Origin of the sequence: Roseitalea sp. MMSF_3546 (genome assembly GCF_030732865.1) — a bacterium.
Classification (GTDB): Bacteria; Pseudomonadota; Alphaproteobacteria; order Rhizobiales; family Rhizobiaceae; genus Roseitalea.
In genome coordinates this window covers 118,318-135,498 of the sequence record NZ_JASHKB010000007.1, presented here as the reverse complement: position 1 = coordinate 135,498, position 17,181 = coordinate 118,318, and the positions used below count along the sequence as shown (strand labels likewise).

General features: G+C 68.8%; 18 protein-coding genes. 7 read left to right on the top strand and 11 right to left on the bottom strand.

Annotation, left to right across the window (positions count from 1 at the left end; genetic code table 11):
* Positions 1-47: 47 nt before the first annotated feature.
* From radA to RBB34_RS08035, 9 genes are all read right to left on the bottom strand, one after another.
* The gene (gene radA / locus RBB34_RS08075; RefSeq protein ID WP_306118689.1) at positions 48-1,457 is read right to left on the bottom strand and encodes a DNA repair protein RadA; all 1,410 of its coding nucleotides are present in this window, start codon (positions 1,455-1,457) and stop codon (positions 48-50) included.
* A 1-nt stretch (position 1,458) separates the two neighbouring features.
* Positions 1,459-2,619, bottom strand: a complete 1,161-nt coding sequence (gene alr / locus RBB34_RS08070) for an alanine racemase (protein WP_306118688.1) — start codon at positions 2,617-2,619, stop codon at positions 1,459-1,461.
* 58 nt (positions 2,620-2,677) lie between these two features.
* Positions 2,678-4,210: a replicative DNA helicase gene (locus RBB34_RS08065; protein WP_306118687.1), complete on the bottom strand. Its 1,533-nt coding sequence runs from the start codon at positions 4,208-4,210 to the stop codon at positions 2,678-2,680.
* Between the two features lie 256 nt (positions 4,211-4,466).
* Positions 4,467-5,093, bottom strand: a complete 627-nt coding sequence (gene rplI / locus RBB34_RS08060) for a 50S ribosomal protein L9 (protein WP_306118686.1) — start codon at positions 5,091-5,093, stop codon at positions 4,467-4,469.
* 31 nt (positions 5,094-5,124) lie between these two features.
* The gene (locus RBB34_RS08055) at positions 5,125-6,105 is read right to left on the bottom strand and encodes a DUF2232 domain-containing protein (protein ID WP_306118685.1); all 981 of its coding nucleotides are present in this window, start codon (positions 6,103-6,105) and stop codon (positions 5,125-5,127) included.
* 198 nt (positions 6,106-6,303) lie between these two features.
* Entirely contained in the window at positions 6,304-6,552 is a 249-nt protein-coding gene (rpsR, locus tag RBB34_RS08050) for a 30S ribosomal protein S18 (protein ID WP_306118684.1), read from the bottom strand.
* Positions 6,552-6,938: a 30S ribosomal protein S6 gene (gene rpsF / locus RBB34_RS08045; RefSeq protein WP_306118683.1), complete on the bottom strand. Its 387-nt coding sequence runs from the start codon at positions 6,936-6,938 to the stop codon at positions 6,552-6,554. Before rpsF ends, rpsR begins: the two co-directional genes overlap by 1 nt.
* Before the next feature lie 234 nt (positions 6,939-7,172).
* Complete coding sequence (locus tag RBB34_RS08040; protein ID WP_306118682.1) at positions 7,173-8,108, bottom strand: calcium/sodium antiporter; 936 nt, start codon at positions 8,106-8,108, stop codon at positions 7,173-7,175.
* Between the two features lie 10 nt (positions 8,109-8,118).
* Positions 8,119-8,370 (bottom strand): hypothetical protein, encoded by a 252-nt coding sequence (locus RBB34_RS08035; RefSeq protein WP_306118681.1) that lies wholly within the window; start codon positions 8,368-8,370, stop codon positions 8,119-8,121.
* 241 nt (positions 8,371-8,611) lie between these two features.
* On the opposite strand from RBB34_RS08035, the gene fabD reads away from it, so the two are divergent.
* The 7 genes from fabD to gmk all read left to right on the top strand — a co-directional run bounded on the left by fabD (position 8,612) and on the right by gmk (position 15,304).
* The gene (gene fabD / locus RBB34_RS08030; protein ID WP_306118680.1) at positions 8,612-9,553 is read left to right on the top strand and encodes an ACP S-malonyltransferase; all 942 of its coding nucleotides are present in this window, start codon (positions 8,612-8,614) and stop codon (positions 9,551-9,553) included.
* A 42-nt stretch (positions 9,554-9,595) separates the two neighbouring features.
* Positions 9,596-10,333 carry a 3-oxoacyl-[acyl-carrier-protein] reductase gene (fabG, locus tag RBB34_RS08025; RefSeq protein ID WP_306118679.1) on the top strand — a complete coding sequence of 246 codons (738 nt, stop codon included), beginning with the start codon at positions 9,596-9,598 and terminating at the stop codon, positions 10,331-10,333.
* A gap of 123 nt (positions 10,334-10,456) precedes the next feature.
* Positions 10,457-10,693 (top strand): acyl carrier protein, encoded by a 237-nt coding sequence (locus RBB34_RS08020; RefSeq protein ID WP_306118678.1) that lies wholly within the window; start codon positions 10,457-10,459, stop codon positions 10,691-10,693.
* A 56-nt stretch (positions 10,694-10,749) separates the two neighbouring features.
* A complete protein-coding gene (fabF, locus tag RBB34_RS08015; RefSeq protein WP_306118719.1) occupies positions 10,750-12,012 on the top strand; it encodes a beta-ketoacyl-ACP synthase II in 1,263 nt (420 codons plus the stop codon).
* A 207-nt stretch (positions 12,013-12,219) separates the two neighbouring features.
* Positions 12,220-13,635, top strand: coding sequence for an endolytic transglycosylase MltG (mltG, locus tag RBB34_RS08010; protein WP_306118677.1), 1,416 nt, complete (start codon positions 12,220-12,222; stop codon positions 13,633-13,635).
* Positions 13,636-13,651: 16 nt separating this feature from the next.
* A complete protein-coding gene (locus tag RBB34_RS08005; protein WP_306118676.1) occupies positions 13,652-14,578 on the top strand; it encodes a YicC/YloC family endoribonuclease in 927 nt (308 codons plus the stop codon).
* Between the two features lie 108 nt (positions 14,579-14,686).
* Positions 14,687-15,304, top strand: coding sequence for a guanylate kinase (gene gmk / locus RBB34_RS08000; protein WP_306118675.1), 618 nt, complete (start codon positions 14,687-14,689; stop codon positions 15,302-15,304).
* On the opposite strand, the gene rsmA is transcribed toward gmk, so the two are convergent.
* Together rsmA and pdxA are read right to left on the bottom strand one after the other, a co-directional pair.
* The gene (rsmA, locus tag RBB34_RS07995) at positions 15,305-16,153 is read right to left on the bottom strand and encodes a 16S rRNA (adenine(1518)-N(6)/adenine(1519)-N(6))-dimethyltransferase RsmA (RefSeq protein ID WP_306118674.1); all 849 of its coding nucleotides are present in this window, start codon (positions 16,151-16,153) and stop codon (positions 15,305-15,307) included.
* Positions 16,150-17,175 (bottom strand): 4-hydroxythreonine-4-phosphate dehydrogenase PdxA, encoded by a 1,026-nt coding sequence (pdxA, locus tag RBB34_RS07990; protein WP_306118718.1) that lies wholly within the window; start codon positions 17,173-17,175, stop codon positions 16,150-16,152. Before pdxA ends, rsmA begins: the two co-directional genes overlap by 4 nt.
* Between the last annotated feature and the right edge of the window lie 6 nt (positions 17,176-17,181).

Sequence of the window (17,181 nt, the reverse complement as noted above, 5' to 3'; positions counted from 1 at the left end):
GCGCATGCGCGGTCCGCGGCTTGTAATGCCGTTTTGCGCCGCGCTACTCAAGCCTGTTGATCCTCGCCACTTGCCGGCGCCGGCAATTTTCCACCAGCGATGCGTGCAACCAGGTCCATCAGCGCGTCGGTTTCGTCGAGCCTGAGCCCGGCACCCTCGACATCGCTGCTGCCGGCGGGCAGGACGGCGCGGTCAAAGCCCAGCTTGTCGGCCTCGCGCAGGCGCGCGCCCGCATGGGCGACCGGGCGCACGGCACTCGACAGGCTGATCTCGCCGAAATAGACGCTGCGCGCGGGCAGGGCCTTGCCGGCGAGCGAGGAGACCAGCGCCGCGGCCACCGCCAGATCGGCCGCCGGTTCGGAGATCCGGTAGCCGCCGGCGACGTTGAGATAGACATCGTGCTGGCCGAGCCGCACCCCGCAATGGGCTTCAAGCACGGCGATCACCATCGCAAGGCGCGCCGAATCCCAGCCGACCACGGCGCGGCGCGGCGTGCCCAGCGCGGTCGGCGCACACAGCGCCTGGATTTCGACCAGCACGGGCCGCGTGCCCTCCATGGCCGCAAACACCGCCGAACCCGGCGCGTTCTCGGACCGTTCGCCCAGGAACAGTTCGGACGGGTTGGTCACCTGGCGCAGGCCCGAAGCGGTCATCTCGAACACGCCGATCTCGTCGGTCGGCCCGAACCGGTTCTTCAGCGCCCGCAGGATGCGGTAGTGATGGGCGCCGTCGCCCTCGAATTGCAGCACGCCATCGACCATGTGCTCGACCACGCGCGGGCCGGCGATCTGGCCCTCCTTGGTGACATGGCCGACCAGGATGATCGCCGCCCCGGTCGACTTGGCGTAGCGGATCATCGCCTGCGCCGAGGCGCGCACCTGGGTGACCGTGCCCGGCGCGCTCTCGACGCTGTCGGTCCAAAGCGTCTGCACCGAATCGAGTACGACCAGGTCGGGCCGCCTGGCGCTCGCCTCGAGCGTGGCCAGGATATCCTCGACATTGGTCTCTGCGGCGAGCTGCAAATCGGTGTCGACCGCGCCCAGCCGGCCGGCGCGCAGCCGCACCTGCGCGACCGCTTCCTCGCCGGAGACGTAGACGACCCCATGGCCGGCCCGCGCCAGCGCCGCCGCCGCCTGCATCAGAAGGGTCGACTTGCCGATCCCCGGATCGCCGCCCAGCAGCAGCGCGGAGCCGCGCACGATACCCCCGCCGGTCACCCGGTCCAGTTCCGTTACGCGGCTGACGATGCGCGGCGCATCCTCGCTTTCGCCCGAAAGCGGCACCAGCGCCACCGGCCGGCCCTTGCGCCGGGCGCGCGTGGGCCCGCCGCCAATGCCGGCGGTTGGATCGTCCTCGACGATCGTGTTCCATTCGCCGCAGCCGTCGCACTTGCCGGCCCAGCGCGCGTGCACCGTGCCGCAATTGGCGCAGACAAATCGGGTTCTGGGCTTGGGCACGCTACTCCTCGCTTGCCGGCAGATAGTCACGCGCGTAGCGCGGTCCAAGGCTGGTCAGCAATTCATAGCCGATCGTGCCGCAGGCGCGGGCGACGTCGTCGAGCGGCATGTGCGGCCCGATCAGTTCGATCCAGCCGCCCTCGAGCGCCGCGTGCGGCACCTCGGTGACGTCGAACGCGGTCAGATCCATCGTCACCCGGCCGAGCACCGGCGCGCGCAGGCCGGCGATCACGCCGCACAGCCCGCCCGGCACCGCCATGCGCAGCGGCACGCCGGTGCCCGATCCGGCGCGCGGATAGCCGTCGGCATAGCCCACCGCGACAACGGCGATCGTCGTGTCGCGGCCGAGCGTTTGCGTTGCGCCATAGGAGACGGTCTCGCCCGCGCGCGCGGTGCGGATCTGCATGATCCGGCCTTCCAGCGTGACCACATTGCGCATCGGCGCAATCGCCTCGGGCATGTCGCCGCCGCCGTAGAGCGCGATGCCGGGCCGCACCATGGAGCAGCCGAACGCACCGCCGAAAAGCGTCGCCGCCGAGTTCGAAAAGCTTGATTCGATGCCCGAAAAAGCCGCCAGAACCGGTTGAAATGACTCCATTTGCGCGCGGTTCATCGGGTGATCGGGCTGTTCGGCGCAGGCGAAGTGGCTCATCACATGCACGATTGTCAGCTTCGCGCGCAGGCCCGCATGGGAGGCCAGCGCCAGCGCTTCATCCACGCGCAGGCCGAGCCGGTTCATGCCGGTGTCGACCTGCAGTCCGCAAGGACGGCCGCCGCCGCGCTCGGCCCAGAGCGCGGCCTGCTCGACGCTGCCCAGTACCGGGACGAGCTCTGATTCGATGGCCGCGTCCAGCCACTCCGGCGCGATGCCCGAAAGCATGAAGATGCGCGCCTTCGGCGCCGCCGCCCGCACCGTCCGGCCTTCGCAGGGCAGGGCGACGAAGAAGGTGGCGCAGCCTGCCTCGGCCAGGGCCGGCACGATGGCCCGCGCGCCAAGGCCATAGGCATTGGCCTTGACCACGCCCGCGCACTCGGCCGGCGCCACATGGGCCGCGATGCGCCGCCAGTTCGCGGCGAGGGCCGCCCGGTCGATGCTCAACCGGCCGCCGGCCAGCGTGCCGGCTGCCTTCGCGCCATCGTCTTGCCGCCGCACCCCCGTCATCGACCCTGTCATAGCCCGATCGCGCCGGCCGCGATAGGGTGCAGGGCGCGCGCGCCGGTCACTCGAACCGTTCGGGCAGGCGATCCTCGCTGGCGAGGTCGAAGAAGCGCGTGAACTCGCCCTGGAAGCCGAGCTGCACCGTGCCGGTCGGCCCGTGCCGCTGCTTGGCGATGATGACGTCGGCCAGCCCCTCGGCCTTGCGCATCTTTTCCTCCCAGGCGATGTATTCCTCGCTCTTGATGTCGGCGGCGATCTCCTCGGCCGACCGGCGCGGTTCCTGGTTCTTCAGGTAGTATTCCTCGCGATAGATGAACAGCACCACATCGGCGTCCTGCTCGATGGAACCCGATTCGCGCAGGTCCGCCAGTTGCGGGCGCTTGTCCTCGCGGTTCTCCACCTGCCGCGAAAGCTGGGCGAGCGCGATGATCGGCACTTCGAGCTCCTTTGCCAGCGCTTTCAGGCCGGTGGTGATCTCGGTCATCTCCAGCACGCGGTTCTCGCTGGCCCGGCGCGAGGAGCCGGTCATCAGCTGCACATAGTCGATGACCATCAGGTCGAGCCCGCGCTGGCGCTTGAGCCGCCTTGCGCGCGCGGCGAGCTGGGCGATCGAGATCGCGCCGGTCTGGTCGATGTAGAGCGGAATGCGTTGCATCATGTTCGCGCAGGCGACGAGCTTTTCGAAATCGGCCTCGTTGATTTCGCCGCGCCGGATCTTCGAGGAGGGGATTTCGGTCTGGTCGGAGATGATGCGCGTTGCAAGCTGTTCCGAGCTCATCTCCAGCGAATAGACGCCGACCACGCCGCCCTCGACCGCCTTGACCGAGCCGTCCGCCTGCTGCTCGCCCCTGAAGGCATTGGCGATATTGAAGGCGACATTGATGGCAAGCGAGGACTTGCCCGAGCCGGGCCGGCCCGCGACGATGATCAGATCCGATGGCTGCAGCCCGCCCATGCGCTCGTCGAGCGAGGCAAGCCCGGTCGCGATGCCCGAAAGGTGGCCGTCGCGCTGGAAGGCGGCATTGGCCATGTCGATGGCGCCGCGCACCGCCTCGTTGAACGGCTCGAACCCGCCATCGTAGCGGCCGGTCTCGGCCAGTTCGAACAGCCGGCGCTCGGCATCCTCGATCTGGTCGGCCGGGGCCATCTCCACCGGCGCGTCATAGGCGATGTTGACCATGTCCTCGCCGATGCCGATCAGCGCCCGGCGAATGGCGAGATCATAGATCGCCCGGCCGTAGTCCTGCGCATTGATGATGGTCACCGCCTCGGCGGCGAGGCGGGCGAGATATTGCGCGACCGTCATCTCGCCGATCTTCTCGTCGGCCGGCAGGAAGGTCTTGATCGTCACCGGATTGGAGGTCTTGCCCAGCCGGATCTGGTCGCCGGCGACCGCATAGATCTGCCGGTGCAGCGGCTCGAGGAAATGCTCGGGCTTGAGGAAATCCGAGACGCGGTAAAACGCGTCGTTGTTGACCAGGATCGCGCCCAGAAGGGCCTGCTCGGCCTCGATATTGCCCGGCGCCTCGCGATAGAGCGCGGTGTCGGAACCGGCTGGCTTGCCGGTCGTAAGCTGGATTGCCGCATCGGCCATGGTCATCGGTCTCCGGTCGAAGCGCGATGTATATCGCCGCCCGCGTGCACGCCAAACCCGGCTCGGGCGCTGCACCCGCGATTCACAGCAACTCACATCGCCTCGAACCGGCGCGCCCGGTTCCGGACGGTCGCCTCATGCGACGGCTTGACCCGACGGGCGGGGCGAATCGCTGCCATGATAGCAAAAAGCCCGGCGCATGCGCGCCGGGCCGTCAAGGTCGCGTTTTCGGCGATCGCCGGGCGCGGGCGGCCGCTCAGGCCGAAGCCTGCTCGGTTTCGCCTTCGCTCGCCGGCTCTTCGCCCTCGAACACCTCTTCGGTGGCCAATGCCCCCTCTTCGTCGAGGCCGACCAGCGATTCGAACGCATCCTCGTCGGTGCCGTAGATCGCCTCGGCCGATGTCAGGTCCTCGCCCGCCGCCTGCCGCTCGGCCTCATCGGCCGAACGGGCGACGTTGAGCGTGATCTTCGTCTCGACTTCCGGGTGCAGCACGATATCGACCTCGTGCAGGCCGACGGTCTTGATCGGGTTCTTCAGATCGACCTGATTGCGGGTGACGGCAAAGCCGGCCTCGCCCAGGAACTCGGCGATGTCGCGCGTGGACACCGAGCCGTAAAGCTGGCCGGTCTCGCCGGCCGAGCGCACGACGATGAAGTCCTGCCCGTCCAGGCTCCGGGCGATGTCCGAGGCGGCTGCCTTGCGTTCGGCATTGCGCGCCTCGATCTGCGCGCGTTCGGCGGCAAAGCGGGCGCGGTTGGCCTCGTTGGCCCGGAGCGCGCGGCCCGTCGGCAGCAGGTAGTTGCGGGCAAAGCCGTCCTTGACGGTGACCTCGTCGCCGATGGCGCCGAGCTTGGCGATGCGTTCGAGCAAAATGACTTTCATGGCTGGTATTCCTTTCGCTTGAAACCGGAAATCAGGTGGAGGCCGGCGGCTGCGGCGGGGGCGGACCGGAATTGCCGCCGCCGGGCGAGACCGGCATGTGCCGGGCCGTCGCGAACAGGCCGGCAAAGAAGAAGGGGATGGCCGCGATCAGTGTCAGCAGCACCGCGCCATAGACCACGATCAGGGCCAGCGGGCGCCATCCCTGACCGCGCGAACGGGCATGGAACAGGGCGAAGCCGGCCATGGTGAAGCCGCTGACCAGCGCGCCCACCAGCGCCGTGGCGGCAAGCCCGACGGCGCCGGGCACGAAGGTGATGACGATGCAGATGCCCATGATCAGCGCGCCAAGGCGGGGCATGCGCAGCGCCATCGGCCAGTCGTCGCGCGGCCGGCCCAGACGGCCCGAGGCGCGGGTGATCGCAAGGGCAAGGTAGAGCGATCCGGTGAGCACCATCAGCCACAAGGCCGGCTGCATGAACGGGATCGCGCCGGTCATGAAGGCCAGGAAGCTTTCGCGCCCCTCCGGCGAGAAGGCGAAGTCGGGATTGGCTTCCTGCAGCCGGACGATCATCTCGCCGACCAGGTCGTCGATCAGCGCCGGGCCGTAGCCGACCAGCACGCCCGTCACGATGAAGGCGCCCGCCGTGATCAGCGCAAGGCGCACGATCACGTCCGACAGCGGATACCAGACGAGCTGTCCGGGCGGTCCGCCGATCTCCTCGGCCGGTCGGGCAAGGTTCATCCAGTAGCCGGCGGCGGTCGCCGGCAGGATGGTCGTCATGACGATGAAGATCGCGGTCTGGATATTGGCGAATGCGGTGATCAGCACCGCCGCGCCGACCGCGCCGGCAATGCCGGCCAGCGTGCCCCAGCCCAGCGTCGCCACCATCAGCGGAACGGCGGAAAGAAAGTACAGCACGACCGACAGGCCGGAGCCGGCGACAACGCCCAGACACAACAGCGTCGTCGCCGCGCCCGCCAGAAGGCCTATGCCGATCGAATTCGCATTCATGGTCGCTGTCCTGCCTCGGGCAGTTAGGGACGGCCGGATCCTCGGCGCGTCCCAACTCGGTTTTGTGTCGACCGGGTCCGCCCCGGCTTGGCTTGGGTTCGCCATTGCGGGGCTCGTCCCCGCACCTCGGCGATCGGGCTAGGTCCGCGCGTTCCCGGCAACGGGCGCCGCGATGGCGGCATGCGCGGCCAAGTCCGGTTACTTCACCACATAGGGCAGAAGGCCCAGGAAGCGCGCGCGCTTGATGGCCTTTGCCAGTTCACGCTGCTTCTTCATCGACACCGCGGTGATGCGCGAGGGCACGATCTTGCCGCGCTCGGACACGTAGCGCTGCAGCAGCTTGACGTCCTTGTAGTCGATCTTGGGCGCGTTGGCGCCCGAGAACGGGCAGGTCTTGCGCCGGCGATGGAACGGCCGGCGGGTGGGCAACTGGTTGATATCGACCATCAGCTCTGGCCTCCTCTGTCACGGCGTCCGCCGCCGTCGCGGCGCGGGCCCCGGTCGCGGCGCTCGTCGCGCCGCATCATCGCCGAGGGCCCTTCCTCGTGTTCGTCGACGCGAACGGTCATGTAGCGCAAAATGTCTTCGTGGATGCGCTGCCGGCGCTCCAGTTCATGCACGGCCGCCGGCGGGGCGTCGACATTCATCAGCGTGAAGTGGGCCTTGCGGTTCTTGCGGATGCGGAACTGCAGCGACTTCAGCCCCCAGTTCTCCACCTTGGCGACGGAGCCGCCATGTTCGGCGATCACGCCCTTGAACTGGTCGACCAGCTCTTCGACCTGGCTGGACGACACGTCCTGGCGTGCCAGGAATACATGCTCGTAAAGCGGCATATCGGTTCTTGCCTTTCGTTTCGTTCGCGCCGGACAGCGACGAAGCCTCTGCGCCCGGAGAACCGCGTTCACGGTCCGAAAGGCAGAAAAACTCGACGGATCGAGAGCGGGATCATCAGGAGGCGCGGCGCGTGTGCACCGCAAAATGGCCATTGGACCACCCTCCGTTCAGCCCCCGGCTGACCGGCTGACGTCCATATACAGTTTTTCGCCCCGCGTGCAAGAGGCGCCCGCTCACCCGATGAACAGCCAGGCCGTGTATCCGCCATAGCCGCAAAGGAAGGCAATGCCCCAGGGTCGCCCGATCGTGCGTCCGGCAAGGAGCAGCAGCGCGAAGACGATCGTCGCCGCCGCCAGGACGGCCGCGTCGCCAGGCGTCAGAACGCCGGCGGCGGGGATCGGCGCGACCAGCGCCGCAATGCCCAATATGCCCAGGACGTTGAAGATGTTCGAGCCGACCACGTTGCCGATGGCGACCGCGCCCTGGCGCCGGATGGCCGCGACCAGCGTCGTGGCGAGCTCGGGCAGGCTGGTGCCGACCGCAACGACGGTCAGCCCGATCACCGCTTCGGAGATGCCAAGGCGCCGCGCGATCGCCGTGGCGCCGCGTATCAGCATCTCCGCGCCCGCAAACAGCAGGACCAGCCCGGCAAGCAGCAGCCCGACGATGACAAGCGGACGCTCGTTCGCGCGCTGCATGATCGTGCCCTCGGGGCTCGCCCGGTCCTGGCCGCCCGCGCGCAGCGTATGGACGAGATAGGCGACAAGCAGCGCCAGCAGGCCCAGGCCGGCCAGCCGGCCGATCGTGTCCAGGAACAGCAATGCCGATGCGGCCAGTCCGACGGCAAGCATCGCCACGACATCGATGCGGGCCGATCGGGCCATCGCCGCCATCGGTGCGATGGTAAGGCCGATACCGGCGATCAGCAGGATGTTGGCGATGTTCGAACCGATGACATTGCCCAGCGCAATGCCCGGCGTGCCGCCGATTGCGGCGCGCACCGAAACCAGCAGTTCCGGCATCGAGGTGCCGAAGCCGACCACCACCACACCGACCACGAACGCGGTCAGCCCAAGCCGGAGCGCGACGGCCACCGCCCCGCGCACGAGCAGTTCACCGCCGACGAAAAGGCCGAAAAGGCCCGCCAGCACAAGCACGAGATCACGCATGTCGCTTGCTTCAGTCGGCGTCGGCGCGTTCGGCCGCGATCGCCATGACGCCCACCTGCCAGCAAAGCCACAGGGCCACCGGCCCGATGATGGCGGCCGCAACGACCAGGCCCGTCAGTCCCGAATGCACATGGCTGGCAATCGCCCAGATGGCGGCACCGGCGACCGCGATGATCTGCAGGTCGACGAGCACCATTGCGGCGATGGCGGTGAAAAGGGCCGCCGCGGAGAGCGTTCCGACGGTGGCTGCATTGTCGGCCAATGCGGATCCGGCGGCAGCGGCCGGTTCCCGACCTGGTGGCTGGCTGGTCTTTGACATGGCGAAAGTGGCCTTGCGAGGCGGCCCGCTGTACAGGGGCCGGACATCGCTATGAAGAGCTTTGCCGGGCCATTTTCAAGAGCAGGCGGCGGGCCGTGTTTGTGGCCGACGGGTCCGGTTCGGTTCTTGACAGCGCCGTGACGATCCAGCATCGAGATGCGCTCCTTCACGATGGAACCGAGCGATGAGCGTTGCCTTTACATTCCCCGGCCAGGGGTCGCAGGCCGTCGGCATGGGAAAGGACCTGGCCGAAGCCTTTCCGCAGGCGCGCGAGGTGTTCGAGGCGGTCGATGCCGCGCTCGGCCAGAATCTCTCGCGCATCATGTTCGAAGGGCCCGAAGACGAACTCACCCTGACCGCCAACGCGCAGCCCGCCCTGATGGCCGTGTCGATGGCCGTGGTGCGCGTGCTCGAGGCGCAGGGCTATCGTGTCTGGGACAAGGCGGCCTTCGTCGCCGGCCATTCGCTGGGCGAATATTCGGCCCATGCCGCCGCCGACACCTTCACCCTGGCCGACACGGCGCGACTGCTGCGGATCCGGGGCAACGCAATGCAGGCCGCGGTGCCGGTGGGGCGCGGCGCCATGGCCGCGATCATCGGGCTGGAGGCCGATGCGGTCGCCGACATCTGCCGCCAGTCGGCGGCGAACGGCGTGTGCCAGATCGCCAATGACAATGGCGGCGGCCAGCTCGTCGTCTCCGGTGACAGGGCCGCCGTGGAGGCTGCCGCCGAACGGGCCGGCCAGGCCGGCGCCCGGCGCGCGCTCCTGCTGCCGGTGTCCGCCCCCTTCCACTGCGCGCTGATGGCGCCGGCCGCCGAGGCCATGGCCGAGGCGCTGGGCGCGGTGCGCATCTCAAGGCCCGTCGTGCCGGTGATCGCCAATGTCTCGGTCGTTCCGGTCGCCGAACCGCAGGCCATCGTAAAGAGCCTGGTCGACCAGGTCACCGGCCAGGTGCGCTGGCGCGAGACCGTGCAGTGGCTTGCCGCCAACGGCGTCACCGAACTCGTCGAGGCCGGTGCCGGCAAGGTGCTGACCGGGCTTGCCCGCCGCATCGACCGCAGCCTGGCCGGCATTGCCTTGTCGACGCCCGCCGATATAGAAGCCTTCCTTAAGGATCGCGTCTGAGCCCGGTTGCGGCCGACGCCAATCAGCACGACGGGGACATCGATGATCGATCTGACCGGCCGCAAGGCTCTGGTGACCGGCGCCTCGGGCGGCATCGGCGAAGCCGCCGCCCGGCTCCTGCACGAATTGGGCGCCACGGTCGGCCTGCATGGCACGCGCACCGAAAGGCTCGAGGCGCTCGCCGCCAATCTGGGCGGGCGAGCGCATGTACTGGCCGCCGACCTGTCCGACCGCGCGGCGGTCGACGCGCTGGCAAAGGATGCCGAGGCGACGCTGGAGGGCGTCGACATCCTCGTCAACAATGCCGGCATCACCCGCGACGGGCTGTTCGTGCGCATGTCCGATACCGACTGGGACGCCGTGCTCGAGGTCAATCTGACCGCCGCCTTCCGGCTGACCCGGGCGCTCGCCCATCCTATGATGCGCCGTCGCCATGGCCGCATCGTCAACATCACCTCGGTGGTGGCGGTCACCGGCAATCCCGGCCAGGCGAACTATTGCGCCTCCAAGGCCGGCCTGATCGGCCTGACCAAGTCGCTCGCCCAGGAGATCGCCGGCCGCGCGGTGACGGTGAACTGCGTTGCGCCGGGCTTCATCGAGACCGCCATGACCGAAAAGCTCAACGACAAGCAGACCGAGGCGATCATGGGCGCCATTCCCATGAAGCGCATGGGAACCGCGCCGGAAGTGGCTTCCGCGGTCGCCTATCTGGCCAGCGATCATGCCGGTTACGTCACCGGCCAGACGCTGCACGTCAATGGCGGCATGGCGATGATCTGACCGGTTTCCGGCGTGCCCGAGCCGTCCACAAAACTGGATTGGCGGAGGTCTTTCAACTTGATTACCCAAGCGCGTGCGGATAGTCACGGGCGGACTTTTTTCCAACGATTGAGGAATTCCGAGATGAGTGATGTTGCAGAGCGGGTGAAAAAGATCGTCGTCGAACATCTTGGCGTGGACGCCGACAAGGTGACCGAAAGCGCCAGCTTCATCGACGATCTGGGCGCCGACAGCCTCGATACGGTCGAGCTCGTCATGGCGTTCGAGGAGGAATTCGGCGTCGAGATCCCCGACGATGCGGCCGAGACCATCCTGACCGTGGGCGACGCGATCAAGTTCATCGAAAAGTCCAACGCCTGATCCCGCAAGGTGCCCGCCGGCCCCTGGCGGCGGCGGGCCTGGTCCGTCCCATGCACATGCGTCGCGTCGTCATAACCGGTATCGGCATGGTCTCCCCGCTCGGTGCCGATGCCGAGACAAGCTGGTCGCGCCTGCTCAAGGGGCACAGCGCGGCCCGGCGCGTCACCGAGTTCGCGGTCGACGACCTGCCCGCCCAGATCGCCTGCCGTCTGCCCTTCGGCGACGGCACGGACGGCACCTACAATGCCGACGACTGGATGGAGCCCAAGGAGCAGCGCAAGGTCGACCCGTTCATCGTCTATGGCGTCGCCGCGGCCACCCAGGCGCTCGATGATGCGCGCTGGCATCCGCAGACCGATGCCGACCAGGTCGCCACCGGCGTGCTGATCGGCTCGGGCATCGGCGGCATCGAGGGGATCGTCGAGACCGGCTACACGCTGCGCGATCGCGGGCCGCGGCGGGTTTCGCCCTTTTTCATCCCCGGCCGGCTGATCAACCTTGTCAGCGGCCATGTCTCGATCCAGCACAAGCTGCGCGGCCCCAATCACTCGGTGGTCACGGCCTGTTCGACCGGTGCCCATGCCATCGGCGATGCGGCGCGGCTGATCGGCTTCGGCGATGCCGACGTGATGGTCGCCGGTGGCACCGAGTCGCCGGTCTGCCGCATTTCGCTGGCCGGCTTTGCCGCCTGCAAGGCGCTGTCGACGAGCTACAACGACCGGCCGGAAATGGCCTCGCGTCCCTACGACCGCGACCGCGACGGTTTCGTGATGGGCGAGGGCGCCGGCATTGTCGTGCTCGAGGAGCTAGAGCACGCAAAGGCGCGCGGCGCCCGGATCTATGCCGAGGTCATCGGTTACGGGCTTTCGGGCGATGCCTATCACATCACCGCGCCCTCCGAGGATGGCGAGGGGGCCGAGCGCTGCATGCGTGCGGCGATCGAGCGCGCCGGCATCACGCCGGCCGAGATCGACTACATCAACGCGCACGGCACCTCGACAATGGCCGACACGATCGAACTGGGCGCCGTCGAGCGCGTGCTGGGCAATGCCGCAGGCAGGGTGTCGATGTCCTCGACCAAGTCGGCGATCGGTCACCTTCTGGGCGCGGCCGGCGCGGTCGAGGCGATCTTCTGCGCCCTTTCGATCCGCGACCGGGTGGTCCCGCCGACGATCAATCTCGACAATCCCGTCGTCGAAACCGCCATCGACCTTGTGCCGCACGAAAAACGCCAGCGCGATGTCGATGTCGCTCTTTCCAATTCGTTCGGCTTCGGCGGCACCAATGCATCCCTTGTGCTGCGGCGCTACCACGGCTAACCAAAGAGCCGAAAACGCCCGGGCTCGCGGCGCGGCTTTCGCACGCCTGCGGCAAAAAGCTTTTGAAACGCGTGCTCCGGCGCGAACATGGCGCTTGTTTTCGCCATCTTGCCGCGCAAGGCTCTGGCCGCGCGGCAAGCGGCGTGAAGGTGGCGTTCGCGGCCCGGTTGCCGCGGCGGCAACGATGTGACCGTTGGAGTTGCGAAGGTGCGACAAGAGCCACGATTTGGTCAACTGGACAAGCTGGTAGCGGAACGGTCCGAGCCCGCCGCACCGGAACCGACGGCGCCGCAACCGCACGCGCCCGGCGACCAGCGGCCCGATGCGTCCGGGCCGGGCACCCGCGCGCCGGCGGCCCTCGATGCGACGACGGCCGACCCGACGCCGCAGGCCGCCGATCCGTTCGCCTCGGACGTCAAGCTTCGGCCGGTGCCGGAAACCTCCGGACACGATCTGCGCCCGCAAGGGGGCGTCGAACCGCCGCGCCGCGGCCGGCGCCGCCGCTCCGATGAAGCCGCACAGGGCGGGCGGTCGGCGGACAACGATCCGGCCGGCCGCAATGGCCCGGCCACGCGCGCGCAGCGCCGGCGCGCCCGCGCGGCCAGAAATCCGTTCATCGTCTTCCTCAACTTCGTCTTCACGCTGGCCGTGATCGGCGTGCTTGTCGCGGCCGGCGCGGTCTATATCGGCCTCGACCGGTTTCAGGAGCCCGGCCCGCTCGCCGAAGCATCGACCTTCGTCGTGCCCGAGGGCGCGAACCTGTCGCAGATCGCAAGCGGGCTCGAAGAGCGCGGCATGATCACCGATGCGCGCATCTTCCGCTACGCCACGCGCGCCTATGGCACCGAGAGCGCCTTCAAGGCGGGCGAGTACGAGATCGCCGCCGGCGCCTCCATGCGCGACATCATGGACGTCATGGTCTCCGGCGATTCGATCCTGCATCCGCTGACCATCGTCGAGGGCACGACCGTGTTCCAGGCATGGCAGCGCATCGCCGACAATCCGATGCTGGTCGGTGACATGCCGCCCGAAATGCCGCCCGAGGGCATGCTGGTCGCCGATACGCAGAAATTCTCGCGCGGCACCACGCGCGAACAGGTCGTTGCGGCGATGATCGACCAGCAACTCGATCTGATCAACGAGGTCTGGCAGACCCGCCAGCCCGATCTGCCGATCGCCGACATGGCCGATTTCGTCACCCTGGCCTCCATCGTCGAAAAGGAGACCGGCGTCGCCGACGAGCGCCCGCTTGTCGCCGGCGTCTTCATGAACCGGCTGCGCCGCGGCATGCGCCTTCAGTCCGATCCGACCATCATTTACGGGCTCTTCGGCGGCGAGGGCATGCCGTCGGGCCGGCCGATCTACCAGTCCGACATTCGCAGCCAGACGCCCTACAACACCTACGTCATCGACGGCCTGCCGCCCGGGCCCATCGCCATTCCGGGCCGCGCCTCCCTCGAGGCGGTCGCCAATCCGGCCGAAACCGACGCGCTGTACTTCGTTGCCGACGGCACAGGCGGGCACGCCTTCGCCAGGACACTGGACGAACACAACGCCAATGTGCGCCGCTGGCGCGAAATCCGCGCGCAGCGCGAAGCAGCGGCGCAGGAAACGCAGAACTGATCGCCGGCGGACGACCATGAGCGCGGCGCGCAAGCAGGGGACGCCAGTGCCATCGGCCGACATACAGAGCATGACCGGCTTTGCCAGCGCCAGCGCGGCTGTCGGCGGCGGCCGGTTCGCCTGCGACATGCGTTCGGTCAATGGCCGCACGCTCGACGTCAAGGTTCGCCTGCCTGTCGGGCTCGAGCGGCTCGAACCGGTCATCAGGAAGCGCGTCGGCGCGCGCCTTGCCCGCGGCAGCGTACAGGTCGCGGTCGGCCTGGACCGCGCCGCCGATGCGGCCGGCGTCGACATTGACGCCGATGTCTTTCGCCATGTCGCGTCCCGGGCCACGGCATTGTCCATCGAAACGGGGCTTGCCCCGCCCACAACCGATGGGATCCTGGCCGTGCGCGGCGTCATCGTCAGCGAGGACCAGACCGCCCGGCTCGGGCCCGACGATGACACGGCGCTTCTCGCCTGCGTCGACGAGGCGCTCGACGGGCTCGTGGCGGCGCGGCTGGCCGAGGGCAGGGCGCTCGCGGACACGGTTGCGGGTCATCTCGATACCATCGCCGCGCTCGTCGGGCGCGCCGCCGCCGATCCGGCCAGTACGGCCGAGGCCGCGATGACACGGCTTTCGGCGCACGTCGACCGGCTCATCGGCGACCGGTCCGATGCCGGGCTCGACCCCGCCCGGCTCAATGCCGAGGTCGCGATCCTGGCCGCAAAGGCCGACGTGCGCGAGGAGATCGATCGGCTGACCGCCCATGTCGCCGCGGCCCGCGACATGCTGGCGCAGGGCGGTCCAGTTGGCCGGCGGCTCGACTTCCTGGCCCAGGAGTTCAACCGCGAGGCCAACACGGTGTGCTCGAAGTCGGCCTCCAGCGGCCTGACCGCCATCGGCCTGGAGATGAAGTCGGCGATAGACCAGCTGCGCGAGCAGGTGCAAAATCTGCAGTGAGCGTGCGCGATTCGCGCCACGCCAGACCGGCGCACAAGGGAGAGCGTTCTGACCATCCACGACAACGCCCCGGGCAATGGCGCAACCACCATTGCGCGCCGTGGCCTGATGCTGGTGATCTCCTCGCCCTCGGGCGCCGGGAAATCGACGCTCGCGCGCAACCTGCTCGAGACCGATGACAATCTGGTGCTGTCGGTTTCGGTAACCACGCGGCCGCGCCGCGGCAGCGAGATCGAGGGCATCCACTACCGTTTTGTCGACGAGCGCACCTTCGCGCGCATGCGCGATACCGACGAACTGCTCGAATGGGCCGAGGTGCACGGCAATCTGTATGCCACCCCGCGCGAGCCGGTCGAAAGCGCCATGGCGGACGGTCGCGACATGCTGTTCGACATCGACTGGCAGGGCGCACGGCAACTGTCCGAGAAGATGCGCGCCGACGTGGTCTCGGTGTTCATCCTGCCGCCGTCCATGGACGAGCTCAAGGCCCGCCTCAAGCGCCGCGCCGAGGACCGGCCCGAGGTGATCGAGCGCCGGCTCGCCAATGCCGCCCGCGAGATCGAACAATGGCGCGACTATGACTATGTCATCGTCAATGACGATCTGGACCGTGCCTTCGAGGCGCTGCGCGCCATCGTCAGGGCCGAAAGGCTGCGCCGCGACCGCCGGCCGGGCCTGTTCGACTTCGTCCAGTCGCTGCTTGCGGGCGTGCCCGCCGCGCACTGATCAAAGCGCGTTGGCCAGCGCGCAGAATTCGGCGACCGACAGCGTCTCGGCGCGCCGTGCCCCGTCGATGCCCGCCTTTTCGAGCAGCGCCGCGCCGCCCAGCGGCTTCAGGCTCTGGCGCAGCATCTTGCGCCGCTGGCCGAAGGCGTGGCGCGTGACCGTCTCGAGCTTGCCCGCATCGGCCGCGATCGGGTCCCCGCGCGGCGTCAGCCGGACAACCGAGGAGGTCACCTTGGGCGCGGGCCAGAAGGCCTGCGGCGGCACGTCGAAGGCGATCGACGCGTGGCACCGCCACCCGGCGAGCACGCCCAGCCGGCCATAGGCCGCATCGCCAGGCCCGGCGACGATCCGTTCGGCGACCTCGCGCTGGAACATCAGGACCATCGCTTCGTAGAAGGGCGGCCATGGCTGCACGCTCAGCCACTTCACCAGCAGGGCGGTGCCGATATTGTAGGGCAGGTTGGCGACGATCAGCGTACGCCCGCTGGCCAGCGCGGCATAATCGACCGCCATCGCATCGGCCTCGATGATGCGCAGCCGGCCGCGGTGATGGGCCGCGATCTCGCCGAGCGCGGCAAGGCAGCGCCTGTCGCGCTCGATGGCAACGACACGCCTTGCCCCTTCATGGAGCAAGGCGCGTGTCAGCCCGCCCGGCCCGGGGCCGACCTCGATCACCGTCGCATCGCCCAGATCGCCCGCCTGCCGGGCGATCCTGCCGGTCAGGTTGAGATCGAAAAGGAAGTTCTGGCCGAGCGACTTCCTGGCGCCAAGGTCGTGCGCGGCGATCACCGTGCGCAGCGGCGGCAGGCCGTCCATCGCCGTGTCGGGCCGGTCGGGCGCGCCGGTCATGCGCCCGGCCGCGAGCGGCCCGCCATCCGGTCCGCCATGGTCAGCGCCGCCATGAAGCTGTCGGGCCTGGCCGCGCCCGTGCCCGCAATGGCAAAGGCGGTGCCGTGGTCGGGCGAGGTGCGGATGAAGGGCAGGCCGAGCGTGACATTGACCCCTTCGTCGAAATCGAGCGCCTTGGCCGGGATCAGGGCCTGATCGTGATACATGCAAAGCGCGACGTCGTAGCCCGCGCGCGCGGCGGCATGGAACATGGTATCGGCCGGCAGCGGCCCGGTCGCCGCGATGCCTTGCCCGCGCAGCCGCGCAACGGCGGGCGCGACGATTTCGGCGTCCTCGCTGCCCAGCGCACCGCCTTCGCCCGCATGCGGATTGAGCCCGGCAACGGCCAGTCGCGGGCTGGCGATGCCGAAACGCGTCTTCAGGTCGCGATCTGCGATCCGCCCGGTCTCGACGATCAGTTCCTTGGTGAGCGTGCCCGGCACGGCCGCAAGCGGTATGTGGATCGTCACCGGGATGGTCTTCAGATGCGGCCCGGCGATCATCATGACCGGGCGCATCGCGGCGTCGGTATGGCGGGCCGCGAGAGCGGCGAGGTACTCGGTGTGGCCGGGGTGATCGAAGCCCGCCTCGTAGAGCGGTTTCTTGGCGATCGGCGCGGTGACGACCGCGCGGGCCTTGCCGGCGAGGGTCAGCGTGACCGCACGGTCGATCGCCTCGATCACACCGGCGGCATTGCCCGGCTCGACCCGGCCGGGCGATTCGCCGAGCGGCGCGTCGAGCGGAACCACGGGCAGATGGTCGGCGAAGACCGCGGGCGCCTGGTCCGGCTCGCAGGCGGCGAGCGGCACGTCAAGCCCGAGCCGGGCGATCCGCATGGCCAGCTGCTCGGGATCGCCAAGCACGAAGAAGACGGGCAATCGGCGCCGGCGCCGCGCCGTCCAGGCCATGGCGATGATGTCGGGCCCGATGCCCGCCGGCTCGCCGCAACTGACCGCCACGGGCGCGGCGCGCTCGCCCGCGATCGCCTC

Coding starts and splice junctions, on each gene's coding strand:
- alr (WP_306118688.1), bottom strand. CDS start 2,619: ATGACGGGGGTGCGGCGGCAAGACGATGGCGCGAAGGCAGCCGGCACG.
- RBB34_RS08065 (WP_306118687.1), bottom strand. CDS start 4,210: ATGGCCGATGCGGCAATCCAGCTTACGACCGGCAAGCCAGCCGGTTCC.
- rplI (WP_306118686.1), bottom strand. CDS start 5,093: ATGAAAGTCATTTTGCTCGAACGCATCGCCAAGCTCGGCGCCATCGGC.
- RBB34_RS08055 (WP_306118685.1), bottom strand. CDS start 6,105: ATGAATGCGAATTCGATCGGCATAGGCCTTCTGGCGGGCGCGGCGACG.
- rpsR (WP_306118684.1), bottom strand. CDS start 6,552: ATGGTCGATATCAACCAGTTGCCCACCCGCCGGCCGTTCCATCGCCGG.
- rpsF (WP_306118683.1), bottom strand. CDS start 6,938: ATGCCGCTTTACGAGCATGTATTCCTGGCACGCCAGGACGTGTCGTCC.
- RBB34_RS08040 (WP_306118682.1), bottom strand. CDS start 8,108: ATGCGTGATCTCGTGCTTGTGCTGGCGGGCCTTTTCGGCCTTTTCGTC.
- fabD (WP_306118680.1), top strand. CDS start 8,612: ATGAGCGTTGCCTTTACATTCCCCGGCCAGGGGTCGCAGGCCGTCGGC.
- fabG (WP_306118679.1), top strand. CDS start 9,596: ATGATCGATCTGACCGGCCGCAAGGCTCTGGTGACCGGCGCCTCGGGC.
- RBB34_RS08020 (WP_306118678.1), top strand. CDS start 10,457: ATGAGTGATGTTGCAGAGCGGGTGAAAAAGATCGTCGTCGAACATCTT.
- fabF (WP_306118719.1), top strand. CDS start 10,750: ATGCGTCGCGTCGTCATAACCGGTATCGGCATGGTCTCCCCGCTCGGT.
- RBB34_RS08005 (WP_306118676.1), top strand. CDS start 13,652: ATGAGCGCGGCGCGCAAGCAGGGGACGCCAGTGCCATCGGCCGACATA.
- gmk (WP_306118675.1), top strand. CDS start 14,687: ATGCTGGTGATCTCCTCGCCCTCGGGCGCCGGGAAATCGACGCTCGCG.
- rsmA (WP_306118674.1), bottom strand. CDS start 16,153: ATGACCGGCGCGCCCGACCGGCCCGACACGGCGATGGACGGCCTGCCG.